Origin of the sequence: Pseudomonas sp. BIGb0176 (assembly GCF_024810175.1) — a bacterium.
GTDB lineage: Bacteria > Pseudomonadota > Gammaproteobacteria > Pseudomonadales > Pseudomonadaceae > Aquipseudomonas > Aquipseudomonas protegens.
The window spans coordinates 1,520,856-1,534,765 of record NZ_JANUEC010000001.1 but is presented as its reverse complement, the minus strand read 5'-3'; the positions used below and the strand labels follow the sequence as shown (position 1 = coordinate 1,534,765).

Here is a 13,910-nt window from a genome sequence, read left to right as displayed (position 1 = left end):
CTCCCCCCGGGGAGGCGCACCGACCAATGCCATGCCGTACTTCACAGCCCTGCGCAAGGTTCGCTCAGGCGCTTGAGGTAATCGCCGAACCCACCTTTGGCCCGCGAATCCAGGCGCCCGCTGGTAATCACTTGCGGATGCCGGCTCCAGGCGATGCTGGCGCCGCAGCGCTGCAACTGTCGCACCAGCTGCACATCCTCGTGGCAGGCCAGGGCCTCGAAGCCGCCGGCGCGGACATAGGCTGCAGCGCTGATGCCGAGGTTGGCGCCATGGATGTGCCGGTGGCCATCGCTGTCCTGGTAGGCGTCGTGATAGCGGATCCGGGCCTGGGGTTCGAAGCCTTCGCTCCAGCGGTCGACGGTGACGGTGCCGCAGACGGCGTCGGCGCCCAGGGCCAGTTGGGCCACCAGCCAGTCTTCGGGTACGCGGCTGTCGGCATCGGTACAGGACAGCCAGCGGGCGCCGGCCTGCAGCAGCAACTGCGCGCCCGCGGCCCGTGCCCGTCCGACATTGCGCACCTGCAATTGCAGGTGTTGCACGGCGAACTGGCGGGCAATGTCCAAAGAACCGTCGGAGCAGCTGTCGAGCACCACCAGGATCGCCACGTCCTCATTGAGTTCGGGGTGGCTGGCGGCTTTCAGGGCGCAGCGCAGGCACTCGGCCAGCAGTTGCTCCTCGTTATGGGCGGGTATCACCACTCCGATCATCGCAGGCCCTCCAGGGTCGCGACCGAATCCGCTTCGCGGCCCCAGAGGTCGAGGAGAAAGTCCGCTTCCTGGTGCTCCAGCAAGCGTGGCAGTTGCAAATGGCGATGGAGCAGTTCGTGCACTTGTCCGGCATCCAGGGGGCACTCGGCAATGGGCGGGCGCCAGTGGCAGGCCAGTAGCTGGCCATCCGCGGCCAGGGAGCCCAGGGCCCGTGCCACCAGTTGCGCCAGGTCGGCGGCGTCCAGGTAATAGCCGATCTCGCTGATGACGATCAGATCGAAGGGCCCCTTGGGCCAGTCCTGGGGCAGGCGGCCGTGTTCCACCCGGGCGTGGGGGAAGGAGCGCAAGCGCTGCCGGGCCAGGTCCACCGCGTTGCGCGCGGTGTCGTAGGCCAGCAGGCTGTCGCAGCGGCTGGCCAGTTCGGCGCTGAGTTCGCCGTTGGCACAGCCGGGTTCGAAAATGCTCCGGTAGTGGCGGCGCGGCAGGCTGGCCAGGGTGATTGCACGTTTGCGCTGTTCATACCAGCGCTGGCGAAAGGCCCAGGGGTCCTGGTCCCGGGCGAACAGCCCTTCGAAATAGCGACTGTCGACGCTCATAGGAACACCACCTCAAAAGGTTGCAGCAGACGCTCGATGATGTGCGGTGCCAACACGGGCGCCAGGCCGATCTGCGGGTCGCCCTCCAGTTGGCTGGCAAAGGCGTGGATGGCATGGCGCTTGCGGGCCACCTGGGCAGGACTGAGCAGCACCTTGCGGGCCCGCTCCCAGGGCAGCTGCCGGCCCTCGGGATCGGCCCAGTGCCAGGTCCAGATCGGCAGTTCCTTGAGGCTCGCACCCGCGGCCCGGGCGGCCAGGGCGCTGGCCCGGCCCACGGCTTCGTGGTCGCAGTGGCCGTCCTCGCACCAGGTGCTGAACAGCACGTCACCGGCGCGCAGGCAACCCTGGATGAACTGCGTCAGGGCGGCTTCGTCCCGGGCGACGCGGCTGTCCTCGAAGCCCGCGCGCAGCCATGTGAAGCGCTGCAGCGGCAGGCCCAGGCGGCGCAAGCCTTCGGCGGACTCCTGGGGCCGTACCTGGCTCAGGCGCTGTACCGGCCAGCGCAGGGAGCCGGGATGGCTGGCGCAACCATCGGTGACCGAAATCAGCAGCAGCTCGCGCCCTTCGGTCGCCAGCAGTTGCAGGAGGCCGCCACAGCCGAGGATTTCATCGTCCGGGTGCGGGGCCACAATCACCGCCCGCGCTCCTTGCGGGACCAGGGTTCGAATATCCACCGCGGCCATGGCCTGCAGTTGCGAGGAAGCCTGCCAGGCCCGCAGCGAGGTGCCGCGACCGACAATCGGATTGGCTTTCACAGTTGCCATCCTCCCGGGTCCGCTGCAGCGTGGGCGGCGTTGGCCAGCTGTTGCCCGAGAATGGCCAGGTCACGCTCGGCATGGCTCTGGCGGATGAACACCGGCAGGTCCGCCAGCAGCCGGGCGAAGTGCCGGTCCAGGCAATAGGGGCCGGCGCCCAGCGCCCGGCCGACGTGGTGCAGCACGCTGTCGACGCTGGCCTCGGTCACCGCCCGGGCGCGCCGGGCCAGCAACTGGCAGTTGGCCTGGGGCGCCTGATCCAACTGCCGGGCACTGTGGCGCAGCACGCAGGCGGCCTGATGCAGGGCGCTGTCCACTGCCCCCAGGTGGGCCAGGGCATGGGGCTCGTCGCGTTTGGCGCAGTGTTCGCGCAGGGGGTGTGCGATGGCCTGGGCGGCTCCCAGCCAGCAGGCGGCGATGCCGATGGCGCCTTGCCAGAAGCCCGGGCGCTGCAGGTAGTCATCCGGCCCGCCGACCCATTGGCCACGAGCCTCGTGGAAGTCAACCCGCTGGCTGCCGGTACTGGCCATGCCCACCGCTTGCCAACTGCCGCTCTCGACCTGCACCCCGGGCTGGTCCAGGGCCACCGCCACCAGGCGTTGGTGGCCGTCGGCGTCCCAGGCGGTGAGCAGGGCATGGCTGAGCACCTCGGCCCCCGAGCACCAGGCCTTGGTGCCGCTGAGCCGGCAGTGCGGGCCATCGGCAACGGCGTGCACCCGGGCCTGGGGCGGCTCCGCGGCCCAGGTGCCCCAGGTGGTGCCGGGGGGCACGGGGCAGCCCAGTTCCGCCATGATCGCCAGGGCGTCGGTGTGCCCCTCGTAGAGCTTGCACAGGCCCAGGTCATGGCCGGCGACCCTGGCCAGGGCCTGCCAGCGTTGCAGGGTGGCGCCCCCGGCGGGCAGTGGCAGGCGGTCGAGCCCGGCGCCCACCAGGGCGTCCAGGCACAGGCCCAGGGCGCGGGTGTCGGCATGCCCCAGGTCGGGGGAGTGATGCAGGAAGCCTTGCAGGTCCATGTTCAGTCTTCTTCCTCATGTTGCAGTTCGAACAGCAGCAAGGAGCGCCCGGTCACCGAATACTCGTGGCCGAAGGCAAAGCGTTCCTGGCCGCGCACCGCCGGCTGGTTGGTGTCGAGCATGCAGGTCCAGAACTCTCCGGCGGGCACCTCAGGCAGGCGGAAGTTGACGATGTCGTGGTGGGCGTTGACCACCAGCAGCAGCGTGGCATCGGCCCCGGGGCGGCGGATCCCGGTTTCCTGGGCGCGGCCGTCCAGCAGCATGCCCAGGCAGCGACCATGGGGGTCCTGCCAGTGCTCGGTGGTCATCTCGCTGCCGTCGGGAGCCAGCCAGGTGACGTCCTTGACCCCGATGTCCTCGTTGTAGCTGCCCACCAGGAAGCGCCCGCGCCGCAGGATCGGGTAGCTCAGGCGCAGCTTGATCAGGCGCTTGACGAACTTGAGCAGGGACTTGCCGTCGTTATCCAGCTCCCAGTTGACCCAGCCGATCTCGCTGTCCTGGCAGTAGGCGTTGTTGTTGCCGTGCTGGGTGCGGGCGAATTCGTCGCCGGCCACCACCATCGGCGTGCCCTGGGCCAGTAGCAGGGTGGCGAAGAAGTTGCGCATCTGGCGCAGGCGCAGGGCGTTGATCTCGGGGGCGTCGCTGGGGCCTTCGACGCCGTGGTTCCAGGACAGGTTGTTGTTGCTGCCGTCCTGGTTGTTCTCGTCGTTGGCTTCGTTGTGCTTGTCGTTGTAGGACACCAGGTCGTGCAGGGTGAAACCGTCGTGGGCAGTGACGAAGTTGACCGAGGCGTAGGGCCGGCGGCCGCGCTGGTTGAACATCTCGCCGGAGGCGGTCATGCGCCCGGCAAAATCCGCCAGTTGACCGTCGTCGCCTTTCCAGAAGGCCCGTACGGTGTCGCGGAAACGATCGTTCCATTCCACCCAGCCCGGCGGGAAGTTGCCCACCTGATAGCCGCCGGGGCCGCAGTCCCAGGGTTCGGCGATCATCTTCACCTGGCGCAGCACCGGGTCCTGGCGGCAGGCCACGAGGAAGCTGTGGCGCTCGTCGAAACCGTCGTGGTAACGCCCGAGAATGGTCGCCAGGTCGAAGCGGAAGCCGTCCACGTGCATTTCCGTGGCCCAGTAGCGCAGCGAGTCGGTGACCATCTGCAGCACGCAGGGGTGGCTCAGGTCCAGGGTGTTGCCGGTGCCCGAATCGTTGATGTAGAAGCGCTTGTCGTCGGGCATCAGGCGGTAGTAGGAGGCGTTGTCGATGCCGCGCATGGACAGGGTCGGGCCTTGCTCGTTGCCTTCGGCGGTGTGGTTGTAGACCACGTCCAGGATCACCTCCAGCCCGGCTTCGTGCAGGTGGGCGACCATTTCCTTGAATTCGGCGATCTTGCCGCTGGCCAGGTAGCGCGGGTCGGGGGCGAAGAAGGCGATGCTGTTGTAGCCCCAGTAGTTGGTCATGCCCTTGTGCAGCAGGTGCTGGTCGTTGACGAAGGCGTGGATCGGCAGCAGCTCCACCGACGACACCCCGAGCTTGCGGATGTGCTCCAGCACGTCGTCCACCATCAGCCCGGCGAAGCTGCCCCGCAGGTTCTCGGGCACCGAAGGGTGGCGCATGGTGAAGCCGCGCACATGGGTCTCGTAGATGATGGTCTTGTCCCAGGGCACGCTGACCCGCTGGTCGTTGCCCCAGGTGTGGGCCGGGTCGATGACCTTGCACTTGGGCACGAAGGGCGCGCTGTCGCGCTCGTCGAAACTGAGGTCGGCATCCGGGTGGCCGATGGTGTAGCCGAACAGCGCCTCGGACCATTTCAGCTCGCCCACCAGTTGCTTGGCATAGGGGTCGATCAGCAGTTTGTTGGGGTTGAAACGGTGACCGTTGGCCGGGTCGTAGGGGCCGTGCACGCGGTAGCCGTAGATCAGCCCCGGGTGAGCGTCGGGCAGGTAGCCGTGGAAGATTTCGTCGGTGTATTCCGGAAGTTCGATGCGTTCGAGTTCCACTTCGCCGGCATCATCGAACACACAGAGCTCGACCTTGGTGGCATTGGCCGAGAACAGCGCGAAGTTGACCCCCAGGCCGTCCCAGGTGGCGCCGAGGGGGAAGGGCAGGCCTTCACGGATGCGCGAGGGTTCGCTCTCGGGAGTGGCGGCGGGCTGCTTGGATCTGCTCATGGTTGCTCCTGCAGTGAGAGGGTGACGGGTCGGGCTCTTTCTTCAGGGCGAACGCGACCCTTATGGCGCGCGGGCGCGCCACGGGTTGACGAGGACGAGATGGCTGGCGGGTGTCAGTTGGCCGGCGGTTTACGCGGCGCCCGGGGCTTCTTCGCCGCCGCGGGTTTTTCTCCCGGGGGCACTACCACGGCGACGGCCGACTTGGCCTTGGGCTTGGCCGCGCTCTTGGCGGCGGGCTTTCCGGTCGCAGGCTTGGCCTTGCCGGCCTTGGGTGGCGTGCTTGGAGCCAGGGCTTCGGCCTCGGCGAGCTTGCGGGCCATGTCCCAGTGCCGGGCTTCCTGGCCCTCTGGCTTACCTTCCGACTCCCAGATCTGATAAGCGAATTCACGAATGCGTTTGTCGTCGGTACTCATCGCAATGCTCCTGGACTGAATTCAAGGTTGAATCAAAAGGTTGAGCGCAAAGTCTTGCAGTGCGGCGCTAAGCATCAGCTCCCTGTGGGGTGTGACTGCCACCGTGGAAAAAAGTCCATTCAGCTTTTGCCCCGAGGCGTCGAACGGTAGCTGCACCCGGGTATCGCCCCACAGCGGCGCCTCGATCAAGGGCATTGCGCGATCCCCCAGCAGGCCGGCGACCTGCACCGGCACTATCACCACTGCCCGTTGTGCACCGTGCTCGCGCATGAACGCCAGGACCCGCCCGGCATGTTGGCCAAGCACCGGCAGCGGCTGGTAGCGGCCCCGGCGAAACAGCTCCGGGTACTGGCCACGCAGGTTCAGGGTGCGGGCGATCAAGGCTTGCTTGATGCGTCCGTCGTGCCACTGGGCCAGCCACTGGCGTGGTTCGCCGCCGCGCTCCAGGGCCGCCTGCCGGGCCGGGTAATCCACCGGCCGGCGGTTATCCGGGTCCACCAGGCTGAAATCCCAGAACTCGTTGCCCTGGTACAGGTCGGGGACCCCAGGCACGGTCATGCGCAGCAAGGTTTGCGCCAAGCTGTTGAGGGCGCCCGCCGGGGCAATGGCCCGGGCCGCCGCGGCAATCGACTGGCGCAATGCCAGGCCCTGGGGCGCCAGCAGCAGGGCCTGGACAAAGGCCTGCACGGCCTCTTCGTATTCTGCGTTGGGCGCCGCCCAGCTGCTTTGCAGCTTGGCCTCGCGCAGGGCCTTGAGCTGCCATTGCCAGATCCTTTGTCCATAGCCTTGCAGGGCCGCCTGATCCTCGGCAGCCAGTTCCAGGGGCCAACTGCCCAGCAGGGTCTGGTAAAGGATCAGTTCGTCCCCCGCCGAAGGCGCATCCGCCTGCTGGCGCAGGGGCGCGGCCAGGGTGCGCCAGTGCTCCACCTGGGCGGCATACCAGGGGGCCCGTTCGCTGAGCACTGCCAGGCGCGCGCGGCTGTCCTCGCCCCGTTTGTGGTCGTGGGTGGCGCTGGTCAGCAGGTTGTCGGGGAAGCTGGCCAGGCGTTGCTGGCAGGCCGTGTGGAAGGCGGCGATCGGCGCACTGAACTGTTCGCTGTTGAAGCCCACGTCGTTGCGCGACAGCAGTACCGCCGAGCGGTAGAAGGCGGTGTCTTCCACGGCCTTGGCCGCGGCGGGCGAAGTCAGTTGCTGGAAACGCACGCAGGCGTGGCGCAGCAGCTTGCGCCCACGGCCCGGTGGCTGCTGGCGCCAGCCCTGGCCGCCGAGCCAGCGCTCCAGGCAGTCGAGCACCGGCCTGTCGGCCTCGCCCAGGCTCTGTCGCGCGCCGTCCAGGGCCTGCTGGAACAACTGCTGGTCCTGCTGCCCGCGGCCACAGGCGCTGATATAGGTGCGGTACACCGGGAAGTGCACGATCAGTTCCTGCAAGGCGCGGCGGATGGCCCCCAGGGTCAGGTCGCGGCTCATCAGGTCCAGGCGAGCCACCTGCAACAGGGCCTGGGCCACGCTTTCAAAATCGCTGGCCAGGGAGCCGTTGAGAATCTGCTGACGGGCCAGCAGTGCCTCTTCGGCGAACGCCGCGGGGCGCTGGCTGTGCCGGCTCCACAGTTCGGCCAGCACCGGCTGGCCTGCAGGGGCCTGCTGCAGCAGCGACAGTTGGTTCATGAACTCATAGCCGGTGCTGCCATCCACGCCCCAGTCGCGGTGCAGGGTTTCCCCGGCGCCGAGGATCTTCTCGACGTAGATCGGCAGGTGCTGGCCCGGGCGCAGGCGGTCGATCCGGCGCCGCAGCTTGCGGCAATAGCTGCGCGGGTCGGCCAGGCCGTCGATATGGTCGATGCGCAGGCCGTCCACCAGCCCACGCTGGATCAGCTCGAAGATCTTGCCGTGGGTGGCTTCGAACACCGCCGGGCGCTCGACCCGCAGCCCGCCCAGCTCGTTGACGTCGAAGAAGCGTCGCCAGTTGATGTCGTCGGCGGCGGTGCGCCAGCTGGCCAGGCGATAGCTCTGTTGCTCCAGCAGATGGTGCAGGCGCTGGAAACCTTCGTCGTGGCGTGAGTCGTAGCCTTGCAGGTGGGCGGTGACGGCCTGGTGCAGCGCCGGTTGCTGCAACAGTTGGCCCAGGGCCTGCTGCAGCGGTTGTGCCTGGGCGTGGGCGTCGCCGCTGAAACGCAGGGCGGCAAAGCTGTCGGCCAGGGGCTTGAGGGCCTGGGCGGCATCCGGCGGGCCGGCGAGGCGCAGCAGTTCCCCGAAGTCGGCGGGGCAGATGGGGAAACAGTGTTCATAGTGGCGAACATGGAAACCGCAGCGATCGTCGTCCAGCTGCAGTTGCAGGCTGCCTTCCTGCAAGGCCTGCCCATAGTCGCTGCCGAGGAAGGGCAGCAACAACTGGCCTTCCATCAGCGGGTCCGGGGAATGCCACTGGATATCGAAGAACTCACCGTACGGGCTCAGGCGCCCCCATTGCAGCAGGTCCAGCCACCAGGGGTTGTCATTGCCGCCCACCGCCATGTGGTTGGAGACGATATCCAGGATCAGGCCCATGCCGTGCTGGCGCAGGGCATCCACCAGCCGTACTAGGGCCGCCTCGCCCCCCAGCTCGGGGTTGACCCGGGTGGGGTCCACCACGTCGTAGCCGTGCATGGAACCGGCCCGCGCGCAGAGCAGTGGCGAGGCGTAGAGGTGGCTGAGGCCCAGGCCGGCGAAGTAGGGCACCAGGGGCAGCGCATGATCCAGGGTGAAGCCCTGGTGAAATTGCAGGCGCAGGGTGGCCCGTGGCATTGGCGTGGCTGGCGGGCTCATCGGTCACGCTCCAGGGCCTGCTGCCGGGCACAGGCCAGCAGCTCCAGGCGCCGCGCCGCGTCGCTGTCGTCCAGCAGGCGCCGGCTGGCAGTGGCCAGGCGCCGGCGCCAGTTGGGGTGGCTGTCGAGGGTGCCGGGCAGGTTGGCCTGTTCGTCGATGCCCAGGGCGTCCTCCAGGGGCAGCAGCACTAGGGGCGCCCGGGTGTGGCCGAGGAAACGCACGCTGGCGTCTACCACCTGGTCGGCCTCGTGGCTTTCCTCGCGAAAGTTCTGCGGGTCCTGGGCCAGGGCGTGGCGCAGGCCGTTGCGTTCGTGCTGGCGGTGTTCGCGCCAGTGCCGCGCCGCCGCTTCGTCCACCAGGCCCAGGCGCTGGTTCCAGTCGATATCGCGGCCATGCCACCAGCCGTTGAGGGTCGGCAGGTCATGGGTGCTGGTGGTGGCCAGGGAATTGTCCGGCCAGTCGAGGATGGGCTTGAAGTGGCAGCCGTGGTCCTGTTCGAACAAAAGCACACGCATGCCGAGCATGGCCCGGGCGGCAAGTTTTTCCCGCAGCCCGTCGGGCACTGTGCCCAGGTCTTCGCCCAGCACTATGGCCTGGTGGCGATGGGATTCCAGGGTCAGCAGGCGCAGCAGGTCGTCCACCGGGTAATAGAGGTAGGCGCCATCGCTGGGAGGCGCGCCCAGGGGAATCACCCACAGCCGTTGCAGGCCCATCACATGGTCGATGCGCAGGCCCCCGGCATGGGCGAAGTTGGCCCTGAGCATTTCGATGAAGGCGCGGAAACCGTGGCGTTGCAGGCCTTCCGGGGAAAAGGCCGATATCCCCCAGCTCTGGCCCTGGCGGTTGAGGATGTCCGGTGGCGCGCCCACCGTCAGGTTGGCCAGTAACTGCTCCTGGCGGCTCCAGGCCTGGCTGCCGCCGCCGTCGGCGCCAACCGCCAGGTCGGCGATCAGGCCGATGCCCATGCCGCCGCTGCGGGCCGCGCTTTGCGCTCGCTCCAGGCTGCGGGCGATCAGCCACTGGCAAAAGGCATGGAAGCCGATTTCGTGGGCCTGTTCCTCGGCGAAATGAGCCAGGGCCGGGCTGGCCGGATCACGCCACTGCGGCGGCCAGTGACGCCAGTCCAGGTCCTCGCCACGGGCGGCGCGCTGGGCCTGGATGGCTTCGAAGCGGCAGTGGTTTTCCAGGGCCTCGCCGGCTGCCTGGCGGTAGCTGGCGAAGTCCTCGTGCAGCGGGTGCTCGCCCTGGCAGAAGCCTTCATACAGCGCCCGCAGTGCCCGCAACTTGGCCTGGGCCGCCAGGGGCCAGTCGATCAGCGGCAACTGTTCCAGGTCCTGCAGTTGTTCGCCCAGGCCACAGGCTTCGATCGCGGTGTGCCAGGCGCGGTCGCCGAGGATCGCGCCAGGGGCGGCATACAGGCTGTTGAGGAACAGCCGGCTGGAAGGCGAATAGGGGCTGTAGCGCAGCGGGTCGCTGCTGAACATGGCGTGCAGCGGGCTGATGGCCAGGGCATCGGCGCCGCGTTCGGCGGCCTGGCGCGCCAGTTCTTCAAGGGCCTGGGTATCGCCGAAGCCATCATCGCCGGGGCGGCGCAGGGCGTACAGCTGCACGCTGAGGCCCCAGGCCCGCGGGGTGGGCTGGTGCACGGCGTCGGCCACGCTGAAGCAGCGTTCGGGGGCCACTGCCAGGACAAAGTGTTCGTCGTCGATACTCACGGCGTGGTAACCCACCGGAATCGAGCCCGGCAGCCGGCTCTCGGCATCCAGGTCCAGGTGCAGCGGGCTGCCATCCTCCAGCCGCAGGACACAGGCTGTGTGCGGGGGGAAGTAGCGCGCCAGGTCCAGGCTCTGGCCGTGGTCGGCGGTCAGCAGCGGGGGCAGGTGCCGGCTCTGTTGCACCCCTTGCAATTGCAGCAGGCTCTGTTCGACCTGCTGCGGGTCTTCGGCCGGATGCCCCAGGCCGGCCAGGACAGCCCGCAGGACCCGGTCCTCGACCTTCTGGGCACGGCCGTTGGCATCGATCCAGTCCACTGCCAGGCCGGCGCGGCTGGCAAGCAGTTCCAGTTGCGCATCGCTCATAGGCATTCTCCATCTGGGTCGGTCGGGGAAGAGGTGGGGGCCAGCAGCACCAGCACGCTGTAGGCAGGCAGTTGGCCCTGGCACCAGTGCTTGAGGGTGTGCGGCGGGTATTCGAAGCACAACTGCGGTGCGGCCTCGGCGGCCAGTTCGACCTGATGCGGGCCGAGGTTGAGGTCGATGCGCAACAGGCTGCCGTCCCCCAGGCGCCAGCGCGCACTCAGGGCGCCCTCGGCCAGTACCTGGCAGCCCAGGGCCCGGGCGCCGGGCAGGCGCGGAACCAGCTCGCGGCGGCGGATCTGCAACAGGCTGCGGTACAGCTCGCGGGTGGCCTCGGCCTGCCGGGACTGGGCCTGTGGGCGCGAGGCCTGGAAGGTCGAGGCGGCGTTGGGGTCGGGAATGCGCTGGCGCTGCCCGGCGTCGGCGAAGGCACTGAAGGCGGCGAATTCGTTGCGCCGGCCCTCGCGCACCGCTTCGGCCAACTGGCCGTGGTGGCTGGTGAAGAACAGGAATGGTTCCTGGGCGGCCACTTCGTCGCCCATGAACAGCAGCGGAATCATCGGTGACAGCAGCAACAGCACCGTGGCCGCGTGCAGGGCCTGGGTCGGCGCCAGTTGGTTGAGGCGTTCGCCAAAGGCCCGGTTGCCGATCTGGTCATGGTTCTGCAGAAACAGCACAAAGGCGCTGGGCGGCAGGTGCCCGCTGGGTTCGCCGCGGGCCTCGCCATGGCGGTTGGCATGGCCCTGGAAGGCGAAACCCTGGCTCAGGCAGCGGGCCAGTTGCTCAGTGGGCTGCTCGGCGAAGTCGGCGTAGTAGGCGTCGGTTTCGCCGGTCAGCAGCACATGCAGGGCGTTGTGGCCGTCGTCGTTCCACTGTGCGTCGAAGCCTTGTTGCAGCAGGCTGGCCTGATTGAACTCGTTCTCCAGGTTGAGCCACACATGGCGATCGGGTGGCACTGCCTGGCGGACCCGCTGCGCCAGTTGCCGCAGGAAATCTGGATCGTCGATGGCGTGCACCGCGTCCAGGCGCAGGCCGTCGAAACGGTACTCCAGCAGCCACATCAGGGCGTTGTCGATAAAGTACTCGCTGACCTGCGGGCGGCGAAAGTCGATGGCAGCGCCCCAGGGGGTGTGCAGGTCCTGGCGAAAGAAGCCCTGGGCGTACTCCTGCAGGTAGTTGCCGTCGGGGCCGAAGTGGTTGTAGACCACATCGAGGATCACTGCCAGGCCCAGGCCATGGGCGGCATCGATCAGCGCGCGCAGCTCGTCGGGCGAACCATAGGAGGCTTCCGGGGCGTAGGGCAGCACGCCGTCGTAGCCCCAGTTGCGTTCGCCGGGAAACTCCGCCAGGGGCATCAGCTCGATGGCGGTCACCCCCAGTTCCACCAGGGCCGGCAGGGCTTGCTGCACCGCCTGATAGCCGCCCATGACCCCCACGTGGAGTTCGTAGATCACCGCCTCGTGCCAGGGCCGGCCGCGCCACTGCGGGTGCTGCCATTGATAGCGCTCGGGGTCCACCACCAGGCTTGGCCCGTGGACATCACCGAGCTGGGCCCGGGACGCCGGGTCGGGGACCTGGATCCGCTCGTCGATATTGAAACGGTAAGCGCTGCCCGCGGGGCAGCGCGCCTGAGTCATGAACCAGCCTTCGGGCTGGGGCTGCATGGGCAGCGACTGGCCGTCCGCCAGTTCGACGCTGACGCAGCGCGCATCCGGCGCCCACAGGGCGAACCGGGTGTGCTCGGCATCCAGCAGCCGCGCGCCATGAGTCCAGGTGTGCAGCGTGCTTGAGGGCATCGGTCCTTGCCTCTTACTGTCGGGCGGCCTGTCCCAGGGCCTTGGCCACCAGTTGCTCGTAGAGTTCGGCGTAGGGTTCCACCGCCTTGCACCAGTTGAAGGGCGCGGCCATGGCCCGGCAGCGCATGGCATTGAGCAGCGCCGGGTAGGCGAACACCTTGAAGGCCCGGGTCAGGGCTTCCTGGTAGCTGGCCACGGTGGATTCGTCGAAGAGGAAACCGGTGACGCCATTCTCGATGGTGTCTGCCAGGCCGCCGGTGTTGCGCGCCACCGGCAGCGAGCCGAAGCGCTGGGCATACATCTGGCTCAGGCCGCAGGGCTCGTAGCGCGAGGGCATGAGCAGGAAATCGCTGCCGGCGAACATGCGCCGGGCGTCGGTCTCGTTGAAGCCGATGTGCACCCCGATGCGGCCGGGGAAGCGCCGGGCCAGGGCGCGCATGGACTGTTCTTCCTCCGGCTCGCCGCGGCCGATGATGGCGATCTGGCCGCCGGACTGCACGATGAACTCGGCCACCGCTTCGGTCAGGTCCAGGCCTTTCTGGTAGACCAGTCGCGAGACCACGGCAAACAGCGGGCCGCTGGAGGCGTCGAGGCCGAACATCTGCCGCACATGGGCGGCGTTGGCTGCCTTGCCGTCCCAGTCGCCGATGCTGAAAGGCGTGAGCAGGTGCGCGTCGGTGGCGGCGTCCCAGCTTTCATCGATGCCGTTGGGGATGCCACTGAGCAGGCCCTGCTGGGTCTTGCTGGCGAGGAAGCCGTCGAGCCCGCAACCGAAGGCCGGGGTGGTGATTTCCTGGGCATAGGTGGCGCTCACCGTGGTGATGTGGCTGGCGTAGGCCATGCCGGCCTTGAGGAACGACAGCTTGCCGTAGAACTCCATGCCTTCCTGTTGCAGGGCATGCTCGGGGATGCCCAGTTCCGGGCACGAGGCCAGGCTGACCACGCCCTGATAGGCCAGGTTATGAATGGTGAACAGGGTCGGCGTGCGTTGCCCGCGCCAGTGCATGTAGGCCGGCGCCAGCCCGGCGGGCCAGTCATGGGCGTGCACCAGGTCGGGGCACCAGTGGATCTGCGCCAGGTTGGCCGCGATGTCGGCGGCGGCCAGCCCCAGGCGGGCGAAGCGGATATGGTTGTCCGGCCAGTCGCGGCCGTTGTTGGCGCCGTAGGGCGTGCCTTCGCGCTCGTAGAGTTCCGGGCAGATCAGCACGTAGATCACCAGGCCGTCGGGCATGTCCATACGCCCGATCTTGCAGGCCGGCAGTGCCGCGTGGCCACCCAGCTCCCCGATGATGTGGATCGGGTTTTCGCTATGCAGCACCTGGGGGTAGCCGGGGATCAGTACCCGCACATCGTGCAGGTGGGCCATGGCCCTGGGCAGGGCGGCAGAGACGTCGCCCAGGCCGCCGGTCTTCACCAGGTCGGCGATTTCCGAAGTGACGAACAGCACTCGCTTGCGGTTGGGATTGGGCCGCGCCAGCGGCAGCACCGTCTTGTTCCCAGGGACCGGAACCGAGGGGGCGGCGCGGTCGCCGGCCTGCTGTTGAGGGTGATCTCCCTGAGTGTCCAATACGGCGCTGATCATGTGTCTCTC

The 13,910-nt window shown here is 68.2% G+C and carries 10 protein-coding genes; all 10 read right to left on the bottom strand.

Going from position 1 to position 13,910, the window contains the following annotated elements:
- Positions 1-41 precede the first annotated feature (41 nt).
- Positions 42-707 carry a glycosyltransferase family 2 protein gene (locus tag M2395_RS06515; RefSeq protein ID WP_123430823.1) on the bottom strand — a complete coding sequence of 222 codons (666 nt, stop codon included), beginning with the start codon at positions 705-707 and terminating at the stop codon, positions 42-44.
- Positions 704-1,303 (bottom strand): trans-aconitate 2-methyltransferase, encoded by a 600-nt coding sequence (locus M2395_RS06510; protein ID WP_011061168.1) that lies wholly within the window; start codon positions 1,301-1,303, stop codon positions 704-706. Before M2395_RS06510 ends, M2395_RS06515 begins: the two co-directional genes overlap by 4 nt.
- A complete protein-coding gene (locus M2395_RS06505) occupies positions 1,300-2,058 on the bottom strand; it encodes a PIG-L deacetylase family protein (RefSeq protein WP_123430822.1) in 759 nt (252 codons plus the stop codon). The genes M2395_RS06510 and M2395_RS06505 overlap by 4 nt, the downstream gene beginning before the upstream one ends.
- Positions 2,055-3,071 (bottom strand): acyl-CoA dehydrogenase, encoded by a 1,017-nt coding sequence (locus M2395_RS06500; protein WP_011061170.1) that lies wholly within the window; start codon positions 3,069-3,071, stop codon positions 2,055-2,057. The genes M2395_RS06505 and M2395_RS06500 overlap by 4 nt, the downstream gene beginning before the upstream one ends.
- A gap of 2 nt (positions 3,072-3,073) precedes the next feature.
- Positions 3,074-5,233 (bottom strand): glycogen debranching protein GlgX, encoded by a 2,160-nt coding sequence (gene glgX / locus M2395_RS06495; RefSeq protein ID WP_123430821.1) that lies wholly within the window; start codon positions 5,231-5,233, stop codon positions 3,074-3,076.
- A gap of 113 nt (positions 5,234-5,346) precedes the next feature.
- Positions 5,347-5,646 (bottom strand): DUF2934 domain-containing protein, encoded by a 300-nt coding sequence (locus tag M2395_RS06490; protein ID WP_053151456.1) that lies wholly within the window; start codon positions 5,644-5,646, stop codon positions 5,347-5,349.
- A 21-nt stretch (positions 5,647-5,667) separates the two neighbouring features.
- Entirely contained in the window at positions 5,668-8,448 is a 2,781-nt protein-coding gene (locus tag M2395_RS06485; RefSeq protein WP_041118086.1) for a malto-oligosyltrehalose synthase, read from the bottom strand.
- Complete coding sequence (gene malQ, locus M2395_RS06480) at positions 8,445-10,526, bottom strand: 4-alpha-glucanotransferase (RefSeq protein ID WP_123430820.1); 2,082 nt, start codon at positions 10,524-10,526, stop codon at positions 8,445-8,447. The genes M2395_RS06485 and malQ overlap by 4 nt, the downstream gene beginning before the upstream one ends.
- Positions 10,523-12,319, bottom strand: a complete 1,797-nt coding sequence (gene treZ, locus M2395_RS06475; protein WP_123430819.1) for a malto-oligosyltrehalose trehalohydrolase — start codon at positions 12,317-12,319, stop codon at positions 10,523-10,525. Before treZ ends, malQ begins: the two co-directional genes overlap by 4 nt.
- A 13-nt stretch (positions 12,320-12,332) precedes the next feature.
- Complete coding sequence (gene glgA, locus M2395_RS06470) at positions 12,333-13,901, bottom strand: glycogen synthase GlgA (RefSeq protein ID WP_011061176.1); 1,569 nt, start codon at positions 13,899-13,901, stop codon at positions 12,333-12,335.
- Between the last annotated feature and the right edge of the window lie 9 nt (positions 13,902-13,910).

Excerpts from the sequence above, each read along its gene's own strand:
- malQ (WP_123430820.1), bottom strand. The coding sequence starts at position 10,526 with ATGAGCGATGCGCAACTGGAACTGCTTGCCAGCCGCGCCGGCCTGGCA.
- glgX (WP_123430821.1), bottom strand. The coding sequence starts at position 5,233 with ATGAGCAGATCCAAGCAGCCCGCCGCCACTCCCGAGAGCGAACCCTCG.
- treZ (WP_123430819.1), bottom strand. The coding sequence starts at position 12,319 with ATGCCCTCAAGCACGCTGCACACCTGGACTCATGGCGCGCGGCTGCTG.
- M2395_RS06500 (WP_011061170.1), bottom strand. The coding sequence starts at position 3,071 with ATGGACCTGCAAGGCTTCCTGCATCACTCCCCCGACCTGGGGCATGCC.
- M2395_RS06485 (WP_041118086.1), bottom strand. The coding sequence starts at position 8,448 with ATGAGCCCGCCAGCCACGCCAATGCCACGGGCCACCCTGCGCCTGCAA.
- M2395_RS06510 (WP_011061168.1), bottom strand. The coding sequence starts at position 1,303 with ATGAGCGTCGACAGTCGCTATTTCGAAGGGCTGTTCGCCCGGGACCAG.
- glgA (WP_011061176.1), bottom strand. The coding sequence starts at position 13,901 with ATGATCAGCGCCGTATTGGACACTCAGGGAGATCACCCTCAACAGCAG.
- M2395_RS06515 (WP_123430823.1), bottom strand. The coding sequence starts at position 707 with ATGATCGGAGTGGTGATACCCGCCCATAACGAGGAGCAACTGCTGGCC.
- M2395_RS06490 (WP_053151456.1), bottom strand. The coding sequence starts at position 5,646 with ATGAGTACCGACGACAAACGCATTCGTGAATTCGCTTATCAGATCTGG.